Genomic DNA, 17,732 nt, shown 5'->3' on the forward strand with positions numbered 1-17,732 from the left:
ATACCCAGTAGACGTAAAAACGGTAGACGTATAGCCGGTAGACGGGAATTCAGCCTTAGGCGAAATTCCGGTGCATGACAAATACCGAGCGCAAAGAATTCGACCCGTACCTACGCCGGCGCGTTGCTAACACTGTCCGAAAGCTGCGTGCTGAAAAGGGACTATCACAAGAACAGCTCAGCGACCTGTGTGGGTTTCACCGGACATATGTCAGTCAGGTCGAGCGTTCGGCAACCAACGTCTCCGTCGACAACCTCCAAAGACTTGCTAAAGGTCTCGACGTCGACCCGGTGGTTCTCTTGGGTCCTTAACCACGGAGAGGTCTCAAAGGCTGGATGGCTGTTTCGTGGTGGGCCAAACGATGGAGAGGTCGTCGGGCACCACAAGGGTCAGCGATTGGCCGAGAGCGAGAGATTTTAATTTTTTTTGAGTTTGGGCCAGAGTCGTGAAAGCCTGCCCGCTGACAAGGCTGGCCGGTAATCGGACTCGCTCGGTTGCATAGCAGGCACGGATGAATGCGTGGCGTTCTCGCATGCGCTTCGTTCGAGTAAGATTTGGTTGAAACCGAAAAAATCATATATCCGAGGGGACTTTGGCAAAGACCACCAAAGCGAGCGGGAACGTCGCGCTATCCGCATTGCCGCCGCCAACACCTTGGCCCGGTGCCAATGCTCGAATGCTGGGACTGGGATATGGCCTTCCCGTCACCCCGCTGGCTCGCCTAGGCCAATTCAGCGCAGCGGACTTCGAGCGATTCACGCTCGAGTGGGCGAGCGATTTCCTCGCAAAACAAATCCACGCGGTCGAAGTGCAAGCGCGCGGAGGCTCCGGGGATAAAGGTCGAGATGTTATCGTCTGGCTCGACGCCTCGAACGTAACCCCACGCCGCTGGCAGCTCTACCAATGCAAGCACTATGACGCGAAGCTCGGTTTGGCCAAAGCGGGCATCGAGATGGCGAAGGTGCTGTACTACACGCACATCGGCGACTACACGGTGCCCGAAAGCTACTCTTTCGTGACGCACAAGGGCGTCACCTCCCCGTTCCAAGACTTGCTGGACGTGCCAGCCGACCTTCAGAAAGCGATGATTAATACTTGGGATGACTACTCGAAGTCCATAACTTCGAAGCAGACCATCGCGCTCACGCCGAAGCTTAAGAAGCACATCCTGGGCTTCGACTTCAGCATCTTCTCCGCGAAGCAGCCTCACGACCTAATCGCCGAGCACGCTCAAACTAAATATCACCTGACGGTGTTCGGCGCCCCGTTGCTGGAAAGGCCGCCGCCTCCCCCGCCACCATCGACGGTCGCAGCAAACGAGGCGAAGTACATCGAACAGTTGTACAGCGTAATCGGCGACGCTCTGGGCACGAAGGTCGTTGACACCGCAGATTTCGAGCATAGCCCTCGTCACGCGCGTTTATTCGAGCGTTCTCGCCTGATGTTCTACAGCGCAGAGGGACTCAAAGAGCTGGCTCGAGACCAGATGGCGGACCAGGCCTATTTCGATTCGTTGCTGACCGAATTCAGCGACGGACTGTACTACCAATACACCGAGCCCAACGGGAGTCCGATGGACCGCCTGAAGGCGACAGTGACCGCCGCCCAAGCGATTCAACTTGGAGCACACCCGCTGGCGCTCCATGTAACCGGTAAAGACCGTGAAGGCATGTGCCACCAGATGGCAAACGAAGACATCCTCGATTGGTGCAATCCATGAATAGCGCGGACAAGCCAATCCGGACGCCTCAAGTCCGCCCGTTCAACTCAGCCTTGGAGTATGGGTTCCGGACGCTGTTCATCCTCAACGCGGCACGCGGTCACGCAATGGACCTCGAGCGCCTCGTATCCTACGACTACCTGCTTGTCCACTCTGGTGACGTGGATGATGGTCCAGCCAGCTTGCATCCGGCGATGCCACATCGAGGCACGGAGCTGCTTGTGAAGCGGAATGTCGTCCACACCGGGCTGACCCAGATGCTAGCGAAGGAATTGCTTGAAATCGTCTTTGCCCCGCAAGGCTTCTTGTACCGGGCTACCGATATGACGGCCGCGTTCATCAAGCTACTGAAATCTGCCTATGCGCACGAACTGGGCGCGAGAGCGAACTGGATAATTGACCGGTTTGGTCGTTACACCGACCAGGAGCTTGAGGCTTTCATGGCGCAAAACGTGGGACGATGGGGCACAGAGTTCGACCGCCTCACCGCCGTTGATTTACTGGAACTTTGACTATGCTTCAAATCAGAAAGATTCTGCTCCGGGGAGCTGGGCTGGAAGACGCAATCGTCCAGTTCTACAGCGGCGCCAACGTGCTCGCGGGTGAGTCTGACACCGGAAAAAGCTTTCTCCTGGAATGCATCAACTTCATCCTTGGAGCGGATAAGTTGAAGCATGTCGACGAAGCGGTGCCGTACACTCATCTCGCCGTCGAATTCGTAAACTCAAACGATGAAACCATCACATTGGTGCGCCCGACGAATGGCGGCAATCTGATGGCATATCGGGTACCCGTCGATGATATTTCGGGAGATGGTGAGCAAATAGCGCCGACAAGAAAAGGCGTGAGCAAAGGCCCCGACGTCACATCGGTCCTGCTGCAGTTTGCGGACATCAAGGAAGCTCGCCTCCGGAAGAATGTTGGTGGCGAAACTCAACGCTTTACCATCCGGACGATTGAGCCGCTTTTCCTCGTCGACGAAGTCTCTGTCATCGACCAACACTCGCCTGTAACGGGGAAGCCCGCATTCGGCGACACGGCCCGGAAACGCGCGCTTTCGTACGTCTTGACTGGGATTGACGATGAAAGCGTGGCCGCCGGTGAGAAGAACGAAATAGTGAAGGCGCGACTGAAGGCAAAGCTCGAACTTGTGGACGAGATGCTGCAACCTCTGAACGAGCGCTTCGCGTTGCCCGATGAGTTGGAAGTCTCGACAGACGACACAGAGCTAGACGCGCTGATTGGTAGCCTGAGTGGCGAACTAGAGAATCTTGCTAGTTCTCGAGATGCACTCCAGGACCAGTCGCAAGAAGCAACCCGCAATATCCTGAAAGCTGATTCTCAGCTGCTCGGCATCCGTGAGCTTCTTTCGAGGTATCGACTGCTGGACCAGCGGTACACCTCTGACCTGGACAGGTTGGACTTCATTTCGGAAAGCTCTTTCTATTTCGACGCGCTTCAGGAAGTCCCTTGCCCTGTTTGTGACCAAATAATGGCACCCGGTCACTCGCACAGTCCGGATTCCGCCGCTCGACCAATCCGAGAATCAGCCGTGGCCGAAGCTGCAAAAATACACGCGCATCGAACCGACTTAGCGGCGGCGATTCGCGACCTTGAAGTTCGTCAAGGCTTGGTCGAAGGTGAAAAAAGCATCATCGACACGGAGCTCCAATCGTTGAATACTGAGTTGAGTCGCACTTTGGCCCCACGTTTGGAGTTCACGACCCAGCGGCTCGAGCAACTCGTGAGTCGACACACTGAACGCGAGGCTACGCGAGTCGAACGAGAACGTTGGCAAAGTTTGGTCAAACTCCAAAATGACATTAATTCCGCCCTCGCCGAGAGTGGCGCGCCGAAGCAAACCTGGGCCGGCATTCCGCCGAAAGAGCTCGGGGAATTTTGCGCGGAGATTCAAGCTGTATTGGTCGAGTGGGCATGGAAAGGAACTCCGCGTGTCGAATTCGATGAAAAGGCGTTCGACATTATTGTGGATGGGAAGCCGCGCCAGTCCTCCGGCAAAGGTGTCCGGGCAATCCTATACGCTGCGTTTGTTATTGGCCTTCTGCGATACACTGCAAAAAACAATCGCCCGCATCCCGGCTTGATTGTTATCGACTCGCCGCTCACAAGCTATAAGAAGAAAAAGAACCAGACTGTGAAAGGAGAAAACGGACAGCTTGACGCAGGTATTGAAGCAGCTTTCTGGGAGTCGCTCGCTAAGACCTCAAAATATATACAAGTCATAGTGATAGAAAACAAAGAGCCGCCTACCGAAATCGCCGCCGAAGTTCATTATCAGTGGTTCGCAGGCGAAGACGCGAAAGCAGATGAACGCGCCGGATTTATTCCGACAAAATGATATTCCCGCACCGCGCATGCCACTGGAGCAATCGGGTAACCCTGATACTTCCGTGCGGCGCGGCCCGACACAGACCCGCAAAGACTGACGTCGATTATTAAACAGGTCGGATAATCTTCTTTATTTCAGCGAGATGCCGTTTAGCCTCCTCCCTCGGTGTAATAACGACGGCGTCCGGAATCGTCACGCCGAGCATCTTCGCTAGATTAGAGACGTAAGGCCGCGTCCGCCCCCGCAACTGATTCCTTGCATTAGTAACCCGTGCGATTCCACATGTCTGAACCAAATAATCATAAATTCGACAATCACGGTCGGATTCGATAATAACGTCTGCAACAGTTGGCGCAGTTACGTCCATCGCATCATCTCCGGAGCAGTCCTTGGGATGAGTCAACAGTAGAGCCTAAATCGATAAACCCCAATTTATTTTTCGCGGGTTGTGATATATTTTTTCGTCCCCTCCCCCAGACCCCCACCCGGTTTCGGGCATGCTTGCCCTCAACCTAAAAGCAGCTCGGCGCCCTGCGGTCGCCTTCGAAATCTTAACGATTCAATGCATGTAAACCCTACTCGAGCACTAACGACTCCTTTTCCGGATACGACATATGTGTTCGACTGGGCCTGGGCCGACGCCTACAAGCGCAACGGGCTGCCGTATTACCCGAAGCTCCTGTGCGCCGTGCCCTTCACGCCCGTGCAAGGCACGCGTCTCCTTGCCGCCGACGCCCATGCGTTGCGGCATCTCGCGGCCACCTTGATGGCATTCGCCGAGCAGGCCGACGTGTCGTCGTTGCATGTGCTGTTTCCGACCGAAGCCGAGGCGAACGCGCTCACCGACATGGGCATGATGCAGCGCGAAGGCGTGCAGTTTCACTGGCTGAACGACGGCTACCGCGACTTCGACGATTTTCTTTCGACGCTCGAACAGAAGAAGCGCAAGAACATTCGCGCGGAGCGCCGCAAGGTGCGCGACGCCGGCATCACGATGCGCCGCATCCGCGGCGAGGACATTCAGGACGCCGACTGGCGTTTTTTCAGCAAGTGTTACCGGCAGACTTACCGCGAGCACTTTTCGAGCCCGTATCTGAATCTCGACTTTTTCCGCATGATCGGCGCGTCGATGCCGGAGAACCTGCTGCTCGTGATCGCGGAATACGAAGGCAAGCCGATTGCGAGTTCGCTCGTGGTCTATCAGCGCGACGCAAAAACCGGCGGCACGCTGTACGGCCGTTACTGGGGCGCGCTCGAACACGTGCCGTGCCTGCACTTCGAGACCGCGTACTATCAGCCGCTCGAGTTCTGCATCGAAGAAAAGCTCGGCGCGTTCGAAGGCGGCGCGCAGGGCGAGCACAAGATGGCGCGCGGCTTCCTGCCCACGGTCACGCGCTCGGCCCACTGGCTCGCGCATCCCGCTTTCGCCGATGCGGTCGGCCATTTCCTCGACAATGAAAAGAACAGCATCCACGCGTATGTGGACGAGCTGCGCGAACACAATCCGTTCAAAGGCTGACGCGCGTCCATGGCGTGGTTTCTCTATCTGCTCGAATGCTCCGACGGCAGCGTCTACACGGGCATTGCCACCGACGTCGCGGCGCGCTTCGAAAAGCACGCGAGCGGCCTCGGCGCGCGCTACACGCGTTCGCGCAAACCCCTGCGCGTGCTGGCGTCGTTCGAACTGACGGATCGCGCGAGCGCTTCGCGCGCCGAGTATTGGGTCAAGCGGCTCACGCCGGCCCAGAAGCGCGTGCTGGCGGCCGGCGAACGAACGCTGGAATCGGTGTTGCCGTTGCCCGAGCCGGAGTTGGCGGCCGAGGACAAAGACATCGCGAAACAAGGCGATGCGTCGTAAGCCGGGCGCTTAACCCCGTGCTTCGCGCATCCGTTCGGCAAGCAGACGCTGCATCAATGCAAGCTCGCCCACCGCGTCCGCTTCGAGCGAGCTCAGGCGCGCGCGCGCGGGCAGCTCATGCCGCAGCGGCACGATCGTCCGATTCAGCGCGGCCTCGATATCCGCGCTGACCCCCGTGACCCATGCGCGCAACTGCGCGTCCATATCGTGCTGTTCGTGCCGGTTGGCGCTTAGCCGCAGCTGCGTCGCCGTCCCCGCCATCTTGCGCAGCAGACTCAGCACCGTCAGCGTGACGGTATCGACCATCGAGTCCTCGAGCTTTTCCAGCCGAACGCGCGCGAGCGCTTCCTCCGCGTTGTTGCTGCCGAGCCCCGCCGCCCTGCGCAGGCGCTCCACCTCCTTTTCGTTGCGGCGCGGCGACTCCAGCGCGGCGAGCAGGTAGGCGAGATTGGCGCGCACGGCATCGCCGAGATACGCGCGGTAGTCGGTTTTCTCGCGCGTCGGCCACAGGTAGAAGGTGGCGAAGAGCGCCAGCACGCAGCCGAGCACGTTGTTGCCGAGGCGCGTCAACGCAAACGCGAACTCGCTGGCGCCGGGCGTCGCGAAGTCGGCGACGAGCACGAACGTCGGCGTGAGGAACAGCACGAACAGGCTATAGCTGACGGGGCGCAATGCCATGGTGGCCATGACGAGCGGAAAGACCGCGAGCGAAATGCCGAGCGGTGAATGAATCGCATAGCCGATGCCTGCCGCCAGCACGCCGCCGACGATGCTGCCGGCCGCGCGCTCGATGCTGCGCGGCCAGGTCGCGGCAATCGACGGCTGCAGAATCAGCAGCGTCGCCATGGTCGCCCAGTAGCCGAACGGCAAACCCAGCGCGCGAATCACCAGAAAGCCGGCCGTCGTCGTGACGCCGACGCGCGCCGCGTGGCGCAAACCCACGGACTCGAAAGACAGATTCGCCTTGAGCGTCGACCACACTCGCGCGAGCGTGACTGCGACGCTCCCGGCGAACCGCGGCGGCGCCTGCACCGGCGTGAAGTCGACCAGTTCGAAATCGGACTTCAGCTTGACCGGCTCCATCAGCGCGGGTTCGAGACGCCGGGCCAGCCGGCGCAAACGCATCTGCAGCCGGGCGAGATGGGTCCAGCGCGCTTCGTTCGCGTCCACGCCGATGTTGCGCAGCAGTTCGCCCATGCCCGCGAGCAGACGGGCCGCCCGCACGGTATGGCGCGCGGGCGGCTCATTGTTCGCGCCGGCGGGCATCTTTTCGCACGCGCCCGAGACGGCGATCAGATAGGCGAACAACGCCTCGCCTTCGGTCAGCAAGCCGAGCAGCGTGTCGTATGTCTCGCGCGCGCCGGTGCGCGTGGCCGGCACGCGGGCCAGCGCCTTGCGCGAGCGCTCGAGCGCGGCGCGCGCATCGGCGCGAAACTGCGCGGCATGGGTCGCCCACTCGCGCGGCGTGCTGCGCTGCTGCAGCAGACGGGCGCTGTCGAGCGCAATGTCCGCGAGCCGCCAATACACCGTGCGCAACGAAGCGCGGCTCGCGCCGAATGGATGAATGCGCCACACCGTCAGGCTCAGCGCGACCGCGAACAGGCAGCCAAGCAGATAGACGCCGAGAAACGCGAGCCCTTCGCGGACGTCGCGCATGGGCCGGTCGACCATCACGACGCAGGCGGTGGCGGCGAGAATCGTCACCTGCGAAGTCGCCGCGCCCCAGATGCGGCCGAACGCGCCGAGGCTCGTGAAGACGAGGACGGCGAGCGCCGCGACCGCCGTTCCGCTCGCCGACGCCAAGGCGGTGAGCCCGCCGCATAGCGTGGAAAGCAGCGCGAAGCCCATCATCGACGCAAAGCGCGCGCGGTTGGAACCGGCGGCATCGGCGAGACAGGTCCAGAACGCGCCGATGGCCGCCCATGCAAAAGTCGGGTCGTGCAGCAGGTTGCCCATCGCCAGCATGGCCGTCGATGCGCACGCGGCCCGCAAGCCTTCGGAGAGGCTCGCCTCGCTGGCGGAAAACGACACCATCCACACCGGCCGCTTGCGATAGATCGCCGAAGCGATCGCATACAGCCGATTCGACCAGCGGGGCGAGAAAGACGGCGGGTGCGACTTGCGGTTCATCATCCGGACGGTGGGTTCCTGAAGCGGGCGTGTGAGCGGCGCCGGAGCGGCAACCACGAGCCACGAATCTTAAGGGTTTACACCAGGATATAAAAATGGCTTTGGTTCATCCACGCGATGCGTTTCGGCTATGCGAGCGGGCGTGAGGTTGGGCGCTGCCTGGCGGGCAGCCTTGCCCGGCCGGGGCGCAACAAAAAACCGCGCGGCCTTGGGCAGGCTCGCGCGGTTTTCTGCTGCATGCGCCGCGGTCAACGAACCGATGACCCGGCCCCGCCCGACGCCCAGGCGAATGACATCGGCGACCGAGACGGCGATTTACTTCTTGTAGTTCGCCACGCCTTCGCTGATTTCCTTGTGTGCGGCGTCGATGTCGGCCCAGCCTTCGACCTTCACCCACTTGCCCTTTTCCAGCGCCTTGTATTGCTCGAAGAAGTGCTTGATCTGGTCCTTCAGGTACGCCGGCACGTCGTCGATGGACTTGAGGCTCGCGGTCATCGGGCAGATCTTGTCGTGCGGAACGGCGATCAGCTTCGCGTCCACGCCCGATTCGTCAGTCATTTGCAGCATGCCGAGCGCGCGTGCGCGCACCACCGAGCCGGCCAGCAGCGGGAACGGCGTGATCACCAGCACGTCGACCGGATCGCCGTCGCCCGACAGCGTTTGCGGGATGAAGCCGTAGTTGGCCGGATAGCGCATGCCGGTGCTGATGAAACGGTCGACGACGAGCAGGCCCAGGTCCTTGTCGGCTTCGTACTTCACCGGGTCGCTTTGCGCCGGGATTTCGATGATGACGTTGAAATCTTGCGGAAGGTCTTTCCCTGCGGGGACGTTATTGAAGCTCATGAGCGCTCTCTGGTCAGATGGAATTCGGAGCACGGCATGCGGCGCGCGGGCTCGAAGCGATAGCGATACGGCGAAACTCGCCTCGAATGGTGCGCTGCGGCCGGACAGTGCGGAATGCGCCATTATAGCCAATCGGCCGATGGCATCCCGCGGCGGATCGGCGCGATAATCGTCTGGCGTCTTTCGATTGTGCCTCTCGTTTGTGAACACCGCGCAGCGGCGTTCGGCTCCGTGCTGGTTCGCACGAGCGCCGGCTGCGCGACCTCAAGGAGTCTGCATGCAAGAAGCCCGGCATTTCATCGGCGGCGAGTGGGCCGCTGCCTCAGGCGGCGAGACGATCGCCGTGCTCGATCCCTCGGACGGTCAGCCGTTCACTCAACTCGCGCGCGGCACCGCGGCGGACATCGACGCCGCCGTGCACGCCGCCCGCCGCGCCTTTGAAGGCGCGTGGGGCGCGGCCAGCGCGGCCGAACGCGGACGCGTGCTGTACCGGCTCTCCATGCTCGTCGCCGCCCATCAGGAAGAACTGGCGCAGCTCGAAGCGCGCGACACCGGCAAGCCGCTCAAGCAGGCGCGCGCGGATTCCGCGGCGCTCGTGCGCTATTTCGAGTTCTACGCGGGCGCGGCGGACAAGCTTCACGGCGAAACGCTGCCCTACCAGGCCGGCTACACGGTGATGACGATCCGCGAGCCGCACGGCGTGACCGGCCACATCGTGCCGTGGAATTATCCGATGCAGATATTCGGACGCAGCGTGGGCGCCGCGCTCGCGGTGGGCAACGCCTGCGTCGTCAAACCTGCCGAGGACGCGTGTCTGTCGGTGCTGCGCGTCGCCGAACTGGCGGCCGAAGCGGGCTTGCCCGCGGGCGCGCTGAACGTCGTCACCGGCTATGGCCACGACGCCGGCGCAGCGCTCGCGCGCCATCCGGGCATCGATCATATTTCGTTCACCGGTTCGCCGGAAACCGGCAAGCTCGTCACGCAAATGGCCGCTGAGAACCACGTGCCGGTCACCCTGGAGCTGGGCGGCAAGTCGCCGCAAATCGTGTTCGCCGATGCCGATCTCGACGCCGCCCTGCCCGTGCTCGTCTCAGCCATCGTGCAGAACGCCGGGCAAACCTGCTCGGCGGGCAGCCGCGTGCTGATCGATCGCGCCATTTACGAGCCGCTGCTCGACCGGCTGAGCGGCGCGTTCAATGCGCTGCGCGTCGGGCCTTCGCATGCCGACCTGGATTGCGGGCCGCTCATCAACGCGAAGCAGCAGCGGCGCGTGTGGGACTTTCTCTCCGACGCGCAGCACGACGGCATTGCCATGGCCGCGCACGGCGAAGTGATTCCCGAAGCGCCGGAAAGCGGCTTCTACCAGGCGCCCACCTTGTTGCGCGATGTGCCTGCGAACCACCGTCTCGCGCGCGACGAAGTGTTCGGCCCCGTGCTCGCCGCCATGTCCTTCAGCGACGAAGACGAAGCGCTCGCACTCGCCAACGGCACGCCATTCGGCCTCGTGGCCGGCATCTGGACACGCGACGGCGCGCGGCAGATGCGTCTTGCGCGGCGCATCCGCTCGGGGCAGGTGTTCATCAACAACTATGGCGCGGGCGGCGGCGTCGAATTGCCGTTTGGCGGCGTCAAGCATTCGGGCCACGGGCGCGAAAAAGGCTTCGAGGCGCTGTACGGCTTTACCGTGCTGAAGACTATTGCGATCCGGCACGGCTAGGTGGTGCGCGGGTTGTCGCTTCACGGTTCAGCCAGTGGCAACGTCACAACATAAACAGCGGAGACATCATGCGGTTGACAGGTAAAACGGCCATCGTCACGGGCGGCGGCTCGGGTTTCGGCGAAGGCATCGCAAAGACTTACGCGCGCGAAGGCGCGAACGTCGTGGTCAACGATCTGAACGGGCCGGCCGCCGAGCGCGTCGCGAGCGAGATTGCGCTGGCGGGCGGTAAGGCCATTGCGGTCGCGGGCAACGTCGCGCAACGCGAGGACTGGCAGAAGCTGCGCGAGGCGGCGCTGGAAGACTTCGGCAGCGTGCAGATCGTCGTCAACAACGCGGGCACCACGCATCGCAACAAGCCGGTGCTCGAAGTCACGGAGGCGGAGTTCGACCGCGTCTATGCGGTGAACGTGAAGAGCATCTACTGGAGCGTGCAGGAATTCGTGCCGTATTTCCGCGAGCGAGGCGGCGGCAGCTTCATCAATATCGCCTCCACGGCGGGCGTGCGGCCGCGGCCGGGGCTCGTCTGGTACAACGGCAGCAAGGGCGCGGTGATCATCGCGAGCAAGTCGCTTGCCGTGGAACTCGGGCCCGACCGCATCCGCGTGAACTGCGTCAATCCGGTAATCGGCGAAACGGCGCTGCTGTCGGAATTCATGGGCGTCGAAGATACGCCTGAGAACCGCAAGCGCTTTCTCGCCGGCATTCCGCTCGGCCGCTTCTCGACGCCACAGGACATTGCCAACGCCGCGCTGTATCTGGCTTCGGACGAAGCCGAGTTCATCACCGGCGTGTGCCTGGAAGTGGACGGCGGCCGCTGCGTGTAGCGGTACATTGCGTGTTCCGCCCGCGCTTGCTTGCGTTTGCCAAGCCCTTGAGCCCTTGAGCCCTTGAGCCCTCGAGCCGTTGAGCAAGCGCCGTTCACGCCCGGCGCTTGCCGGGCTCAGTGTTTTCCCCCGGTATTCAATTGACGTGCGAGCCGCGCCGCACGGCTAGAATCGATCGACGCGGCACTTCAATTCCACAAGAAAAGAGGAGACACCATGGCTAGTCCCGCAGATCCGCTCCACCATCCCGGCGCGGGTGCGCCGCCTTCCACGTTCGAGGAGGCGACCTACCGCAAGGTGAACTGGCGGCTCGCCCCGCTTCTCATGCTCTGCTACGTGGTCGCGTATCTGGACCGCGTGAACGTCGGCTTCGCGAAACTGCAAATGACGAGCGACCTCGGCTTGAGCGATGCTGTTTATGGCTTCGGCGCAGGCATTTTCTTCGTCGGCTATTTTTTCTTCGAAATCCCAAGCAATGTGATCCTGCACAAGGTGGGCGCGCGGGTATGGATTGCGCGGATCATGGTGTCGTGGGGCGTGATCTCCATGTTGACCATGTTCGTCACCACGCCGACCATGTTTTACGTGATGCGCTTTCTGCTCGGCATTGCCGAAGCAGGCTTCTTTCCAGGCATTATTCTTTACCTCACCTACTGGTATCCGGCGCATCGGCGCGGGCGCATGACGACGTGGTTCATGACGGCAATTGCGCTCTCGGGCGTGATCGGCGGGCCGGTGTCGGGCTATATCCTCAAGACGTTCAACGGCATGAACGGCTGGCATGGCTGGCAGTGGCTGTTTCTGCTCGAAGGCGTGCCTTCGGTGCTGGTCGGCATTCTGGTGTTCTTCGCGCTCGACGACCGCATTGCGAAAGCCAGGTGGCTGACGAAGGAAGAACAGGAGTTGCTGCAGCGTCACGTTTCCGCGGAGGAAGCCACCAAACACGACATGCCGATCCGCCAGGTGCTGACGAGCGGCCGCGTGCTCATGCTGAGCCTCACCTACTTTTCGTTTGTGATGGGTTTGTATGGCGTGAGCTTCTGGCTGCCGACCATCATCAAGGCGACCGGCGTGAAGGATGCGTTCGCGATTGGGCTGCTCTCGGCGATTCCGTTCGCGGCAGCGGTGATCGCGATGGTGCTCGTCGCGCGCAGCGCGGACCGCACGCGCGAGCGGCGCTGGCACATCGCACTGCCCGCGTTCGCCGGGGCGATCGGGCTCGTGCTCTCGGTGGTCTGGGCGCAGAACACGTTGCTCGCGATGGCTGCTCTCACGCTCGCGACCATGGGCATCCTGACTACGTTGCCGCTCTTCTGGAGTTTGCCGACGGCGATTCTGGCGGGAACGGGCGCGGCGGCCGGCATCGCGATGATCAATTCAATCGGCAATCTCGCCGGGTTCCTGAGTCCGTATGCGGTGGGCTGGCTCAAGCAGGCGACCGCGGCTAACGATTCCGGCATGTATATGCTCGCGGCGTTTATGGTGTTGGGCGGGTTGCTGGCGATCAGCGTGCCGGCGCGGATCGTCAACCGGTGAGTTGAAGCAGATTGCCGGTGTTGAAGCCCTGGCGGTGCCCCTTGCCCGCCGTCAGGACGACATGTTCATTCGGGATGCCGCGTGACGTTGAGCACCCGAGCGTGCGCACCGACCGGGAAATTGGAGAGTGCGTCGAAGCGGTTGCCGTGATAGCCGAAAATCTTGCCGCCGGTCTTCATGCGATCGAGGTCGATCATCACGACGCCAAGCGTCGGCACGATCTTCTACAGACGCGGCGCCGCGCTCGACATCGACCAGAAGGATGACAACGGCTGCTGCGGCTTCATTACATCAAGGAAGCCATCAGCCCAGGGTCTGCGCGAACGACTTCAGATACTTCATGCCTGTGTCGCACATGATCGTCACGACCGTGGCGTCGGGGCCAAGCCGTTCCGCGAGTCGCAATGCGCCGGTTACGTTGGCTCCCGTCGAGGTTCCGCAGAAGAGTCCCTCCTCAGCGGCCAGCCGGAACGCCATGGCTCTCGCATCGTCCGTCGAGACACGCTCCAGTTCGTCGGCGATACCGTCGTGCCAGAGCGGCACGATATAGCCCGCGCCGATCCCGTCTATCTTGTGCGCTCCAGTCGGACCGCCCGAGAGCACCGCGGATTCTGCCGGCTCGACCCCGGTGATCCGAATGCGTGCATCGTGCTCGCGCAAGCGCCGCGAAGTCGCGCGCAGCGACGCGGCCGTGCCGACGCTCTGAACGAAGCCGTCGAGACGGCCGCCGGTCTGCTCCCAGATCTCGTCGGCCATCTTCGTATAGGCGTTGAGCTGATCGGTGTTTTCCATCTGCGCAGTAATGTAGGCGCCCATCTCTGCGGCAATCCGATGCGCTTCGCGAATCATGTCCTTGGTCAGCTTTCCGGTCTGCTTGCCGTTGTCGCTCGGGACGATCGTCAGCTTCGCGCCAAGCAGGCGCATGTGGTCCAGTTTCTCCTTCGAAAACGCATCCGATGAAACCAGGTGCAGCGGATGCCGCTTGACCGCACACACCAGTGCGAGCGACACGCCTGTGCTGCCGCCGGTGTATTCGACCACTGCGCCGCCGGGCTTCAGACGCCCGTCGCGCTCCGGCGCTTCGATCATCTCGAGCGCGATCCGGTCTTTCATGCTGCCAGTCGGATTCTGACTTTCGAGCTTGACGAAAACGCGCGCGCCGTTCTTCGGGACCACGTTTCGCAAAGGGACGAGCGACGTGTTGCCGATCGTGTCGAGGATGTTGCCGGGAGTCGATTTCATGGTGACCTCTGGAGTAGGCGAACCGGTAAGACGCAAAGCGGCGGCGGAACGACGGGAATGCCTGCTGCCTTAGACTCCGTAGTGAAACCCGCCGAGCGCCGAGATAGTGCTTCGCAGTCTAGACTCGCGGCGGGGGCGTGCACCATAGTCATAAATGACATTAATGGCGACAATTGCGACATTCCTCCCGACGTGGAATATCGCCCTTCGTTTGACGGGCAACCCCATGCATAGGTGGGGCGCAGGGCGCTCGCGCCACGCGTCGCCGGCCGAATGGGTTCAGACCGTACGCGACACAAGTTCGCCCAGAACCGTCTCCAATGCGACGTGGCCATGCAAGATTTTGTCAGGAGAACTCTCGAAATCGATCCAGCCTTCGTTGAAGCCGTCCAGCATGCGCATGCGCGGTAGCGGATGCTTCATGCCCTGCGCGCGGAACAGCGCCTCCCAGGTTCGCCTGTCGACCCCTTCCGCGCGTACCTCACGGCTCAACACCCGGGCGAAAGCCGACGCGAGGTCGTCGGGACTCACCCGGCGGGGACCTTCGAGCTCGACGGTGCGCACACCGTGCCACGTCTGCTGGAGCAGTTCTGCCGCGACGCGGCCGACGTCCGCGGTGGCGACCATCGGCACGGGCTTGTCGAGCGGCTGGAGGTAACTGGCGACGACGCCATTGTCGCGCGCGGACGCGACGTCCCACGCGGCGTTCTCCATGAACCAGCCAGGTCGCAGGAACGTCACCGGCATCGGCATCTCGCGCAGCGCCTGCTCCATCAGCGTGAGTTGCGTGAGCAGATTGGGCTCTTTAGCCTGCGCGCCGATCGTCGACAGGCAAACGACCTTTTCGGGGCGCGCCTTCATAAGCGCTGCGGAGACGGCTTCGATCACCTTGCGCGCTTCCGGATACCCGGGCTGCGGATCGAACTCAGGAGGCAGCAGGATAAAAACGCCCGTCGCGCCCGCAAACGCGTCCGCGAGCGATGAAGGGTCTTCCATGCGAGCCGTCGCGATCTCGCAACCGCGCTCCGCCCACGATCCGGCTCGCGTCGCGTCGCGCGCGACTGCGCGCACCCGCTGACCTGCTGCCAGCAGCTGGCGGGCCAGTGCGCCGCCGACCTTGCCGGTGATTCCTGTTATTGCATACATTGCTCATCCTCCAGGTGTGAACACGTCGTTCGCATTCTGGGCAAACACCGAACGAAACAAAACAACATGGATGGCATTAGATAAGTGACAACGAGTCACCAATTCGGCATGATCGACGCGGACGCCCGGCTTTGCTGCACTGGGCGGCGTTGGCGCGCCGGCCTTCAGTGGCCGCTCGCGATTGGCCACCCCTATTCACTCAAACCACCATGAGATCCAGTAGCGAGAAGCTGTCCGGCAGCATCAGCGTGTTCGCCGCCGTGGTGGATGCTGGGACGTTCGCGGCCGCCTCGGAAGTGATAGGCATGACGCCGCCGGGAGTCAGCCGGGCGATTGCGCGGCTGGAAAAAAGGCTGAACATCCGGCTCTTCAACCGAACCACGCGCTCCGTCTCGCTGACTGAAGAGGGCCGCCGCTTTTACGAGCAGGTCATGCCCCATCTGGCGGGGCTGGAAGAGGCAGCCGCGGCCGCGGCAGGTGGCGCCTCCGCTGTGCGCGGAAAGCTGAGAATCAATCTGGATCCTGTCGTCTATCGGACCATTCTCGGGCAACCACTCGATGCGTTCATGGATGCGCATCCCGAACTCGAAATCGAGTTCATCGCTCGAGACAGCCTTGGCGACCTCGTCATGGATGGCTTCGACCTCGCCGTGCGATTCGGCGAACCACAGGCGTCGACGCTGATCGCGAGAAAGCTGCTCGATACCCCGATTGTGACGGTCGCGGCGCCCTCGTACGTCGCGCGCCGTGGACGGCCGGCAAAACCCGAGGACCTCGAAAGCCGAAGCCACCGATGCCTCGAATTTCGCAACCCGGAGACCGGCAAGCCGTTCCAGTGGGAATTCCATCGCAGGCGCAGACGCCTTGTGGTCGACACCCGGGGACGCCTCACGGTAAACGATCCGGGCGCCCTGCTCAACGCGTGTCTCGCCGGTTCCGGAATTGCGCAGATGCTGCTGCTCGGCGCGGAGCCCCTGATTGCCGACGGCCGGTTGATCAATCTCTTTCCCGAGTGGACAGACGAGCGATACCCCTTATACGCCTACTACCCATCCCGGCATTACGTCCCGGCAAAGACCCGGGCTTTTCTTGACTTCATGGTCGAACTGACGGGCAATCAGGAGCGAGCCCGCACGCGCTAGTGCATCGCAGCGCACGAACGCGCCGGTGCCGACGCAGCGACGGTCCTCCACGCTGCGTCTCTCCACGTTGGCGAGAAATGCCGATCCGTCCACGGACGCTACCGATTGCTCGCGCGCAGCTCCCGCACTCCACGGCCGAGCCTGCGACGCAGCAAGGCTCGCAACGTCGCGGAATCCGCGTAGCCCACCTCGCTTGCGATTTTCTCCAGGTCGTAACCCATGGAGACGAGATTCTGTGCCCGCTCGATGCGCAGATCCTGGAAGAACGCCAATGGCGACTTGCCCAGTACCGCCTCGGTACGGCGCTGCAACGTGCGCGGTCCGACGGCTAATGCGGCTGCCGCGCTCTGAAGCGAAAAACCCACGGACAGGTTCTCGCGAGCCCATCGCTCGAATCGCGCAACCAGGGGATCGGCGTGTGCAAGGTAATCCGGAATGATGTATTCGGCCTGTGACGAACGCTTGTCGATCAGCATGAAGCGGGCAACGAGCGTTGCCAGTGCGGGGCTGGCTTGACGCAGCAACCACAGCGCAAGATCGAGATGGCCCATGGCCGACCCCGCCGTCACGAGGCGGTCCGCGGCGACGACCATCCGCGAATCATTCAGCTCCACTGCCGGATAACGTTGACGAAAGAAAGGCGAGAGTGACCAGGTGGTGGTCGCCTCGCGATTATCCAGAAGCCCTGCTTCGGCCAGCAGAAAGGTACCGATACAGGCGGCGCCCACGCCCACGCCGTCGGCACGCCAGGCGCGAAGGTGCGCCATCGCATCGCACACGTCCCGGCGCTGCAACGTCTCGATCAGGCGCTCCGGCTGCCTGACACCGGGCGCAGGCACGATCACCCAGTCCGGATGGCGTACGCTGCTTGCCGGTTCCACCTGCATGGACAAGCCGTGCGCGGTATGGATGCGTCTGCGCACGCCAATAACACTGACGTCGAAGGGCGCTGCGGCAAAGCCCTGTGCAGAAGCCAGTTCGTTGGCCATCGCGAAGGTATCCAGCAGCACGGTCAGCCCGGTGTCGAAGAGACCGTCGAGGGCCAGGATGGACAATCGCATGTCGTAAATATCGCTATTAATGTCATTTACGACTATAGCCCGGTTTCCGTGCAAAGCCTAGACTGCATAGCAATGCGGTGGAGGTCTATGCCGCCTGAGAAAGGAAAGGAGCATGAGCGGTTCGGAGCTCGTCGCATCGCACGTGCACATACCGATGCGC

General features: G+C 62.1%; 14 protein-coding genes and 2 pseudogenes. 10 read left to right on the forward strand and 6 right to left on the reverse strand.

Translation table 11 applies throughout. The features are described from left to right. Nucleotides 1–74: 74 nt before the first annotated feature. From ACEN8U_RS27310 to ACEN8U_RS27335, 6 genes and pseudogenes are all read left to right on the forward strand, one after another. Nucleotides 75–311 (forward strand): helix-turn-helix domain-containing protein, encoded by a 237-nt coding sequence (locus tag ACEN8U_RS27310; protein ID WP_413658053.1) that lies wholly within the window; start codon nucleotides 75–77, stop codon nucleotides 309–311. 281 nt (nucleotides 312–592) lie between these two features. Further along, nucleotides 593–1,720, forward strand: a complete 1,128-nt coding sequence (locus ACEN8U_RS27315; protein ID WP_413658055.1) for an ABC-three component system protein — start codon at nucleotides 593–595, stop codon at nucleotides 1,718–1,720. Next, nucleotides 1,717–2,232, forward strand: coding sequence for an ABC-three component system middle component 2 (locus tag ACEN8U_RS27320; RefSeq protein ID WP_413658057.1), 516 nt, complete (start codon nucleotides 1,717–1,719; stop codon nucleotides 2,230–2,232). The genes ACEN8U_RS27315 and ACEN8U_RS27320 overlap by 4 nt, the downstream gene beginning before the upstream one ends. 2 nt (nucleotides 2,233–2,234) lie before the next feature. Then, entirely contained in the window at nucleotides 2,235–4,079 is a 1,845-nt protein-coding gene (locus ACEN8U_RS27325; RefSeq protein WP_413658059.1) for a hypothetical protein, read from the forward strand. Between the two features lie 604 nt (nucleotides 4,080–4,683). Continuing rightward, a pseudogene (locus tag ACEN8U_RS27330) lies at nucleotides 4,684–5,589 on the forward strand (GNAT family N-acetyltransferase); the annotation flags it as partial. Between the two features lie 9 nt (nucleotides 5,590–5,598). Beyond that, nucleotides 5,599–5,928: a GIY-YIG nuclease family protein gene (locus ACEN8U_RS27335; protein ID WP_310105967.1), complete on the forward strand. Its 330-nt coding sequence runs from the start codon at nucleotides 5,599–5,601 to the stop codon at nucleotides 5,926–5,928. Nucleotides 5,929–5,937: 9 nt separating this feature from the next. Here the strand turns inward: ACEN8U_RS27335 and ACEN8U_RS27340 are convergent, their stop codons facing one another. Together ACEN8U_RS27340 and ppa are read right to left on the reverse strand one after the other, a co-directional pair. Beyond that, nucleotides 5,938–8,061: an FUSC family protein gene (locus ACEN8U_RS27340; protein ID WP_310105964.1), complete on the reverse strand. Its 2,124-nt coding sequence runs from the start codon at nucleotides 8,059–8,061 to the stop codon at nucleotides 5,938–5,940. Nucleotides 8,062–8,373: 312 nt separating this feature from the next. Further along, nucleotides 8,374–8,901: an inorganic diphosphatase gene (gene ppa / locus ACEN8U_RS27345; protein ID WP_013587567.1), complete on the reverse strand. Its 528-nt coding sequence runs from the start codon at nucleotides 8,899–8,901 to the stop codon at nucleotides 8,374–8,376. Nucleotides 8,902–9,178: 277 nt separating this feature from the next. Between ppa and ACEN8U_RS27350 the strand changes: the two genes are divergently transcribed. The 3 genes from ACEN8U_RS27350 to ACEN8U_RS27360 all read left to right on the forward strand — a co-directional run bounded on the left by ACEN8U_RS27350 (nucleotide 9,179) and on the right by ACEN8U_RS27360 (nucleotide 12,981). Continuing rightward, nucleotides 9,179–10,618, forward strand: a complete 1,440-nt coding sequence (locus ACEN8U_RS27350) for an aldehyde dehydrogenase family protein (RefSeq protein ID WP_310105961.1) — start codon at nucleotides 9,179–9,181, stop codon at nucleotides 10,616–10,618. A gap of 68 nt (nucleotides 10,619–10,686) precedes the next feature. After that, nucleotides 10,687–11,445: an SDR family oxidoreductase gene (locus ACEN8U_RS27355; RefSeq protein WP_310105958.1), complete on the forward strand. Its 759-nt coding sequence runs from the start codon at nucleotides 10,687–10,689 to the stop codon at nucleotides 11,443–11,445. Between the two features lie 216 nt (nucleotides 11,446–11,661). After that, nucleotides 11,662–12,981: an MFS transporter gene (locus ACEN8U_RS27360; protein WP_310105955.1), complete on the forward strand. Its 1,320-nt coding sequence runs from the start codon at nucleotides 11,662–11,664 to the stop codon at nucleotides 12,979–12,981. A gap of 65 nt (nucleotides 12,982–13,046) precedes the next feature. Here ACEN8U_RS27360 and ACEN8U_RS27365 read toward each other — a convergent pair. From ACEN8U_RS27365 to ACEN8U_RS27375, 3 genes and pseudogenes are all read right to left on the reverse strand, one after another. After that, nucleotides 13,047–13,205 (reverse strand): annotated as a pseudogene (locus tag ACEN8U_RS27365) (MoaF C-terminal domain-containing protein); the annotation flags it as partial. 79 nt (nucleotides 13,206–13,284) lie between these two features. Beyond that, on the reverse strand, nucleotides 13,285–14,223 hold the full coding sequence (locus ACEN8U_RS27370) for a cysteine synthase family protein (RefSeq protein WP_310105952.1): 939 nt from the start codon (nucleotides 14,221–14,223) through the stop codon (nucleotides 13,285–13,287). 279 nt (nucleotides 14,224–14,502) lie between these two features. Beyond that, on the reverse strand, nucleotides 14,503–15,369 hold the full coding sequence (locus ACEN8U_RS27375) for an NmrA family NAD(P)-binding protein (protein WP_310105950.1): 867 nt from the start codon (nucleotides 15,367–15,369) through the stop codon (nucleotides 14,503–14,505). A 209-nt stretch (nucleotides 15,370–15,578) separates the two neighbouring features. Here ACEN8U_RS27375 and ACEN8U_RS27380 point away from each other — a divergent pair, with 209 nt between their 5' ends. Beyond that, nucleotides 15,579–16,511: a LysR family transcriptional regulator gene (locus tag ACEN8U_RS27380; RefSeq protein WP_310105947.1), complete on the forward strand. Its 933-nt coding sequence runs from the start codon at nucleotides 15,579–15,581 to the stop codon at nucleotides 16,509–16,511. A 98-nt stretch (nucleotides 16,512–16,609) separates the two neighbouring features. On the opposite strand, the gene ACEN8U_RS27385 is transcribed toward ACEN8U_RS27380, so the two are convergent. Further along, the gene (locus tag ACEN8U_RS27385) at nucleotides 16,610–17,572 is read right to left on the reverse strand and encodes a GlxA family transcriptional regulator (RefSeq protein ID WP_310105944.1); all 963 of its coding nucleotides are present in this window, start codon (nucleotides 17,570–17,572) and stop codon (nucleotides 16,610–16,612) included. Between the last annotated feature and the right edge of the window lie 160 nt (nucleotides 17,573–17,732).

It is taken from the genome of Paraburkholderia phenoliruptrix (assembly GCF_047325075.1).
Lineage (GTDB): Bacteria > Pseudomonadota > Gammaproteobacteria > Burkholderiales > Burkholderiaceae > Paraburkholderia > Paraburkholderia phenoliruptrix.

Excerpts from the sequence above, each read along its gene's own strand:
- ACEN8U_RS27370 (WP_310105952.1), bottom strand. The coding sequence starts at position 14,223 with ATGAAATCGACTCCCGGCAACATCCTCGACACGATCGGCAACACGTCG.
- ACEN8U_RS27340 (WP_310105964.1), bottom strand. The coding sequence starts at position 8,061 with ATGATGAACCGCAAGTCGCACCCGCCGTCTTTCTCGCCCCGCTGGTCG.
- ACEN8U_RS27320 (WP_413658057.1), top strand. The coding sequence starts at position 1,717 with ATGAATAGCGCGGACAAGCCAATCCGGACGCCTCAAGTCCGCCCGTTC.
- ppa (WP_013587567.1), bottom strand. The coding sequence starts at position 8,901 with ATGAGCTTCAATAACGTCCCCGCAGGGAAAGACCTTCCGCAAGATTTC.
- ACEN8U_RS27335 (WP_310105967.1), top strand. The coding sequence starts at position 5,599 with ATGGCGTGGTTTCTCTATCTGCTCGAATGCTCCGACGGCAGCGTCTAC.
- ACEN8U_RS27350 (WP_310105961.1), top strand. The coding sequence starts at position 9,179 with ATGCAAGAAGCCCGGCATTTCATCGGCGGCGAGTGGGCCGCTGCCTCA.
- ACEN8U_RS27325 (WP_413658059.1), top strand. The coding sequence starts at position 2,235 with ATGCTTCAAATCAGAAAGATTCTGCTCCGGGGAGCTGGGCTGGAAGAC.
- ACEN8U_RS27355 (WP_310105958.1), top strand. The coding sequence starts at position 10,687 with ATGCGGTTGACAGGTAAAACGGCCATCGTCACGGGCGGCGGCTCGGGT.
- ACEN8U_RS27360 (WP_310105955.1), top strand. The coding sequence starts at position 11,662 with ATGGCTAGTCCCGCAGATCCGCTCCACCATCCCGGCGCGGGTGCGCCG.
- ACEN8U_RS27385 (WP_310105944.1), bottom strand. The coding sequence starts at position 17,572 with ATGCGATTGTCCATCCTGGCCCTCGACGGTCTCTTCGACACCGGGCTG.
- ACEN8U_RS27380 (WP_310105947.1), top strand. The coding sequence starts at position 15,579 with ATGAGATCCAGTAGCGAGAAGCTGTCCGGCAGCATCAGCGTGTTCGCC.
- ACEN8U_RS27310 (WP_413658053.1), top strand. The coding sequence starts at position 75 with ATGACAAATACCGAGCGCAAAGAATTCGACCCGTACCTACGCCGGCGC.
- ACEN8U_RS27375 (WP_310105950.1), bottom strand. The coding sequence starts at position 15,369 with ATGTATGCAATAACAGGAATCACCGGCAAGGTCGGCGGCGCACTGGCC.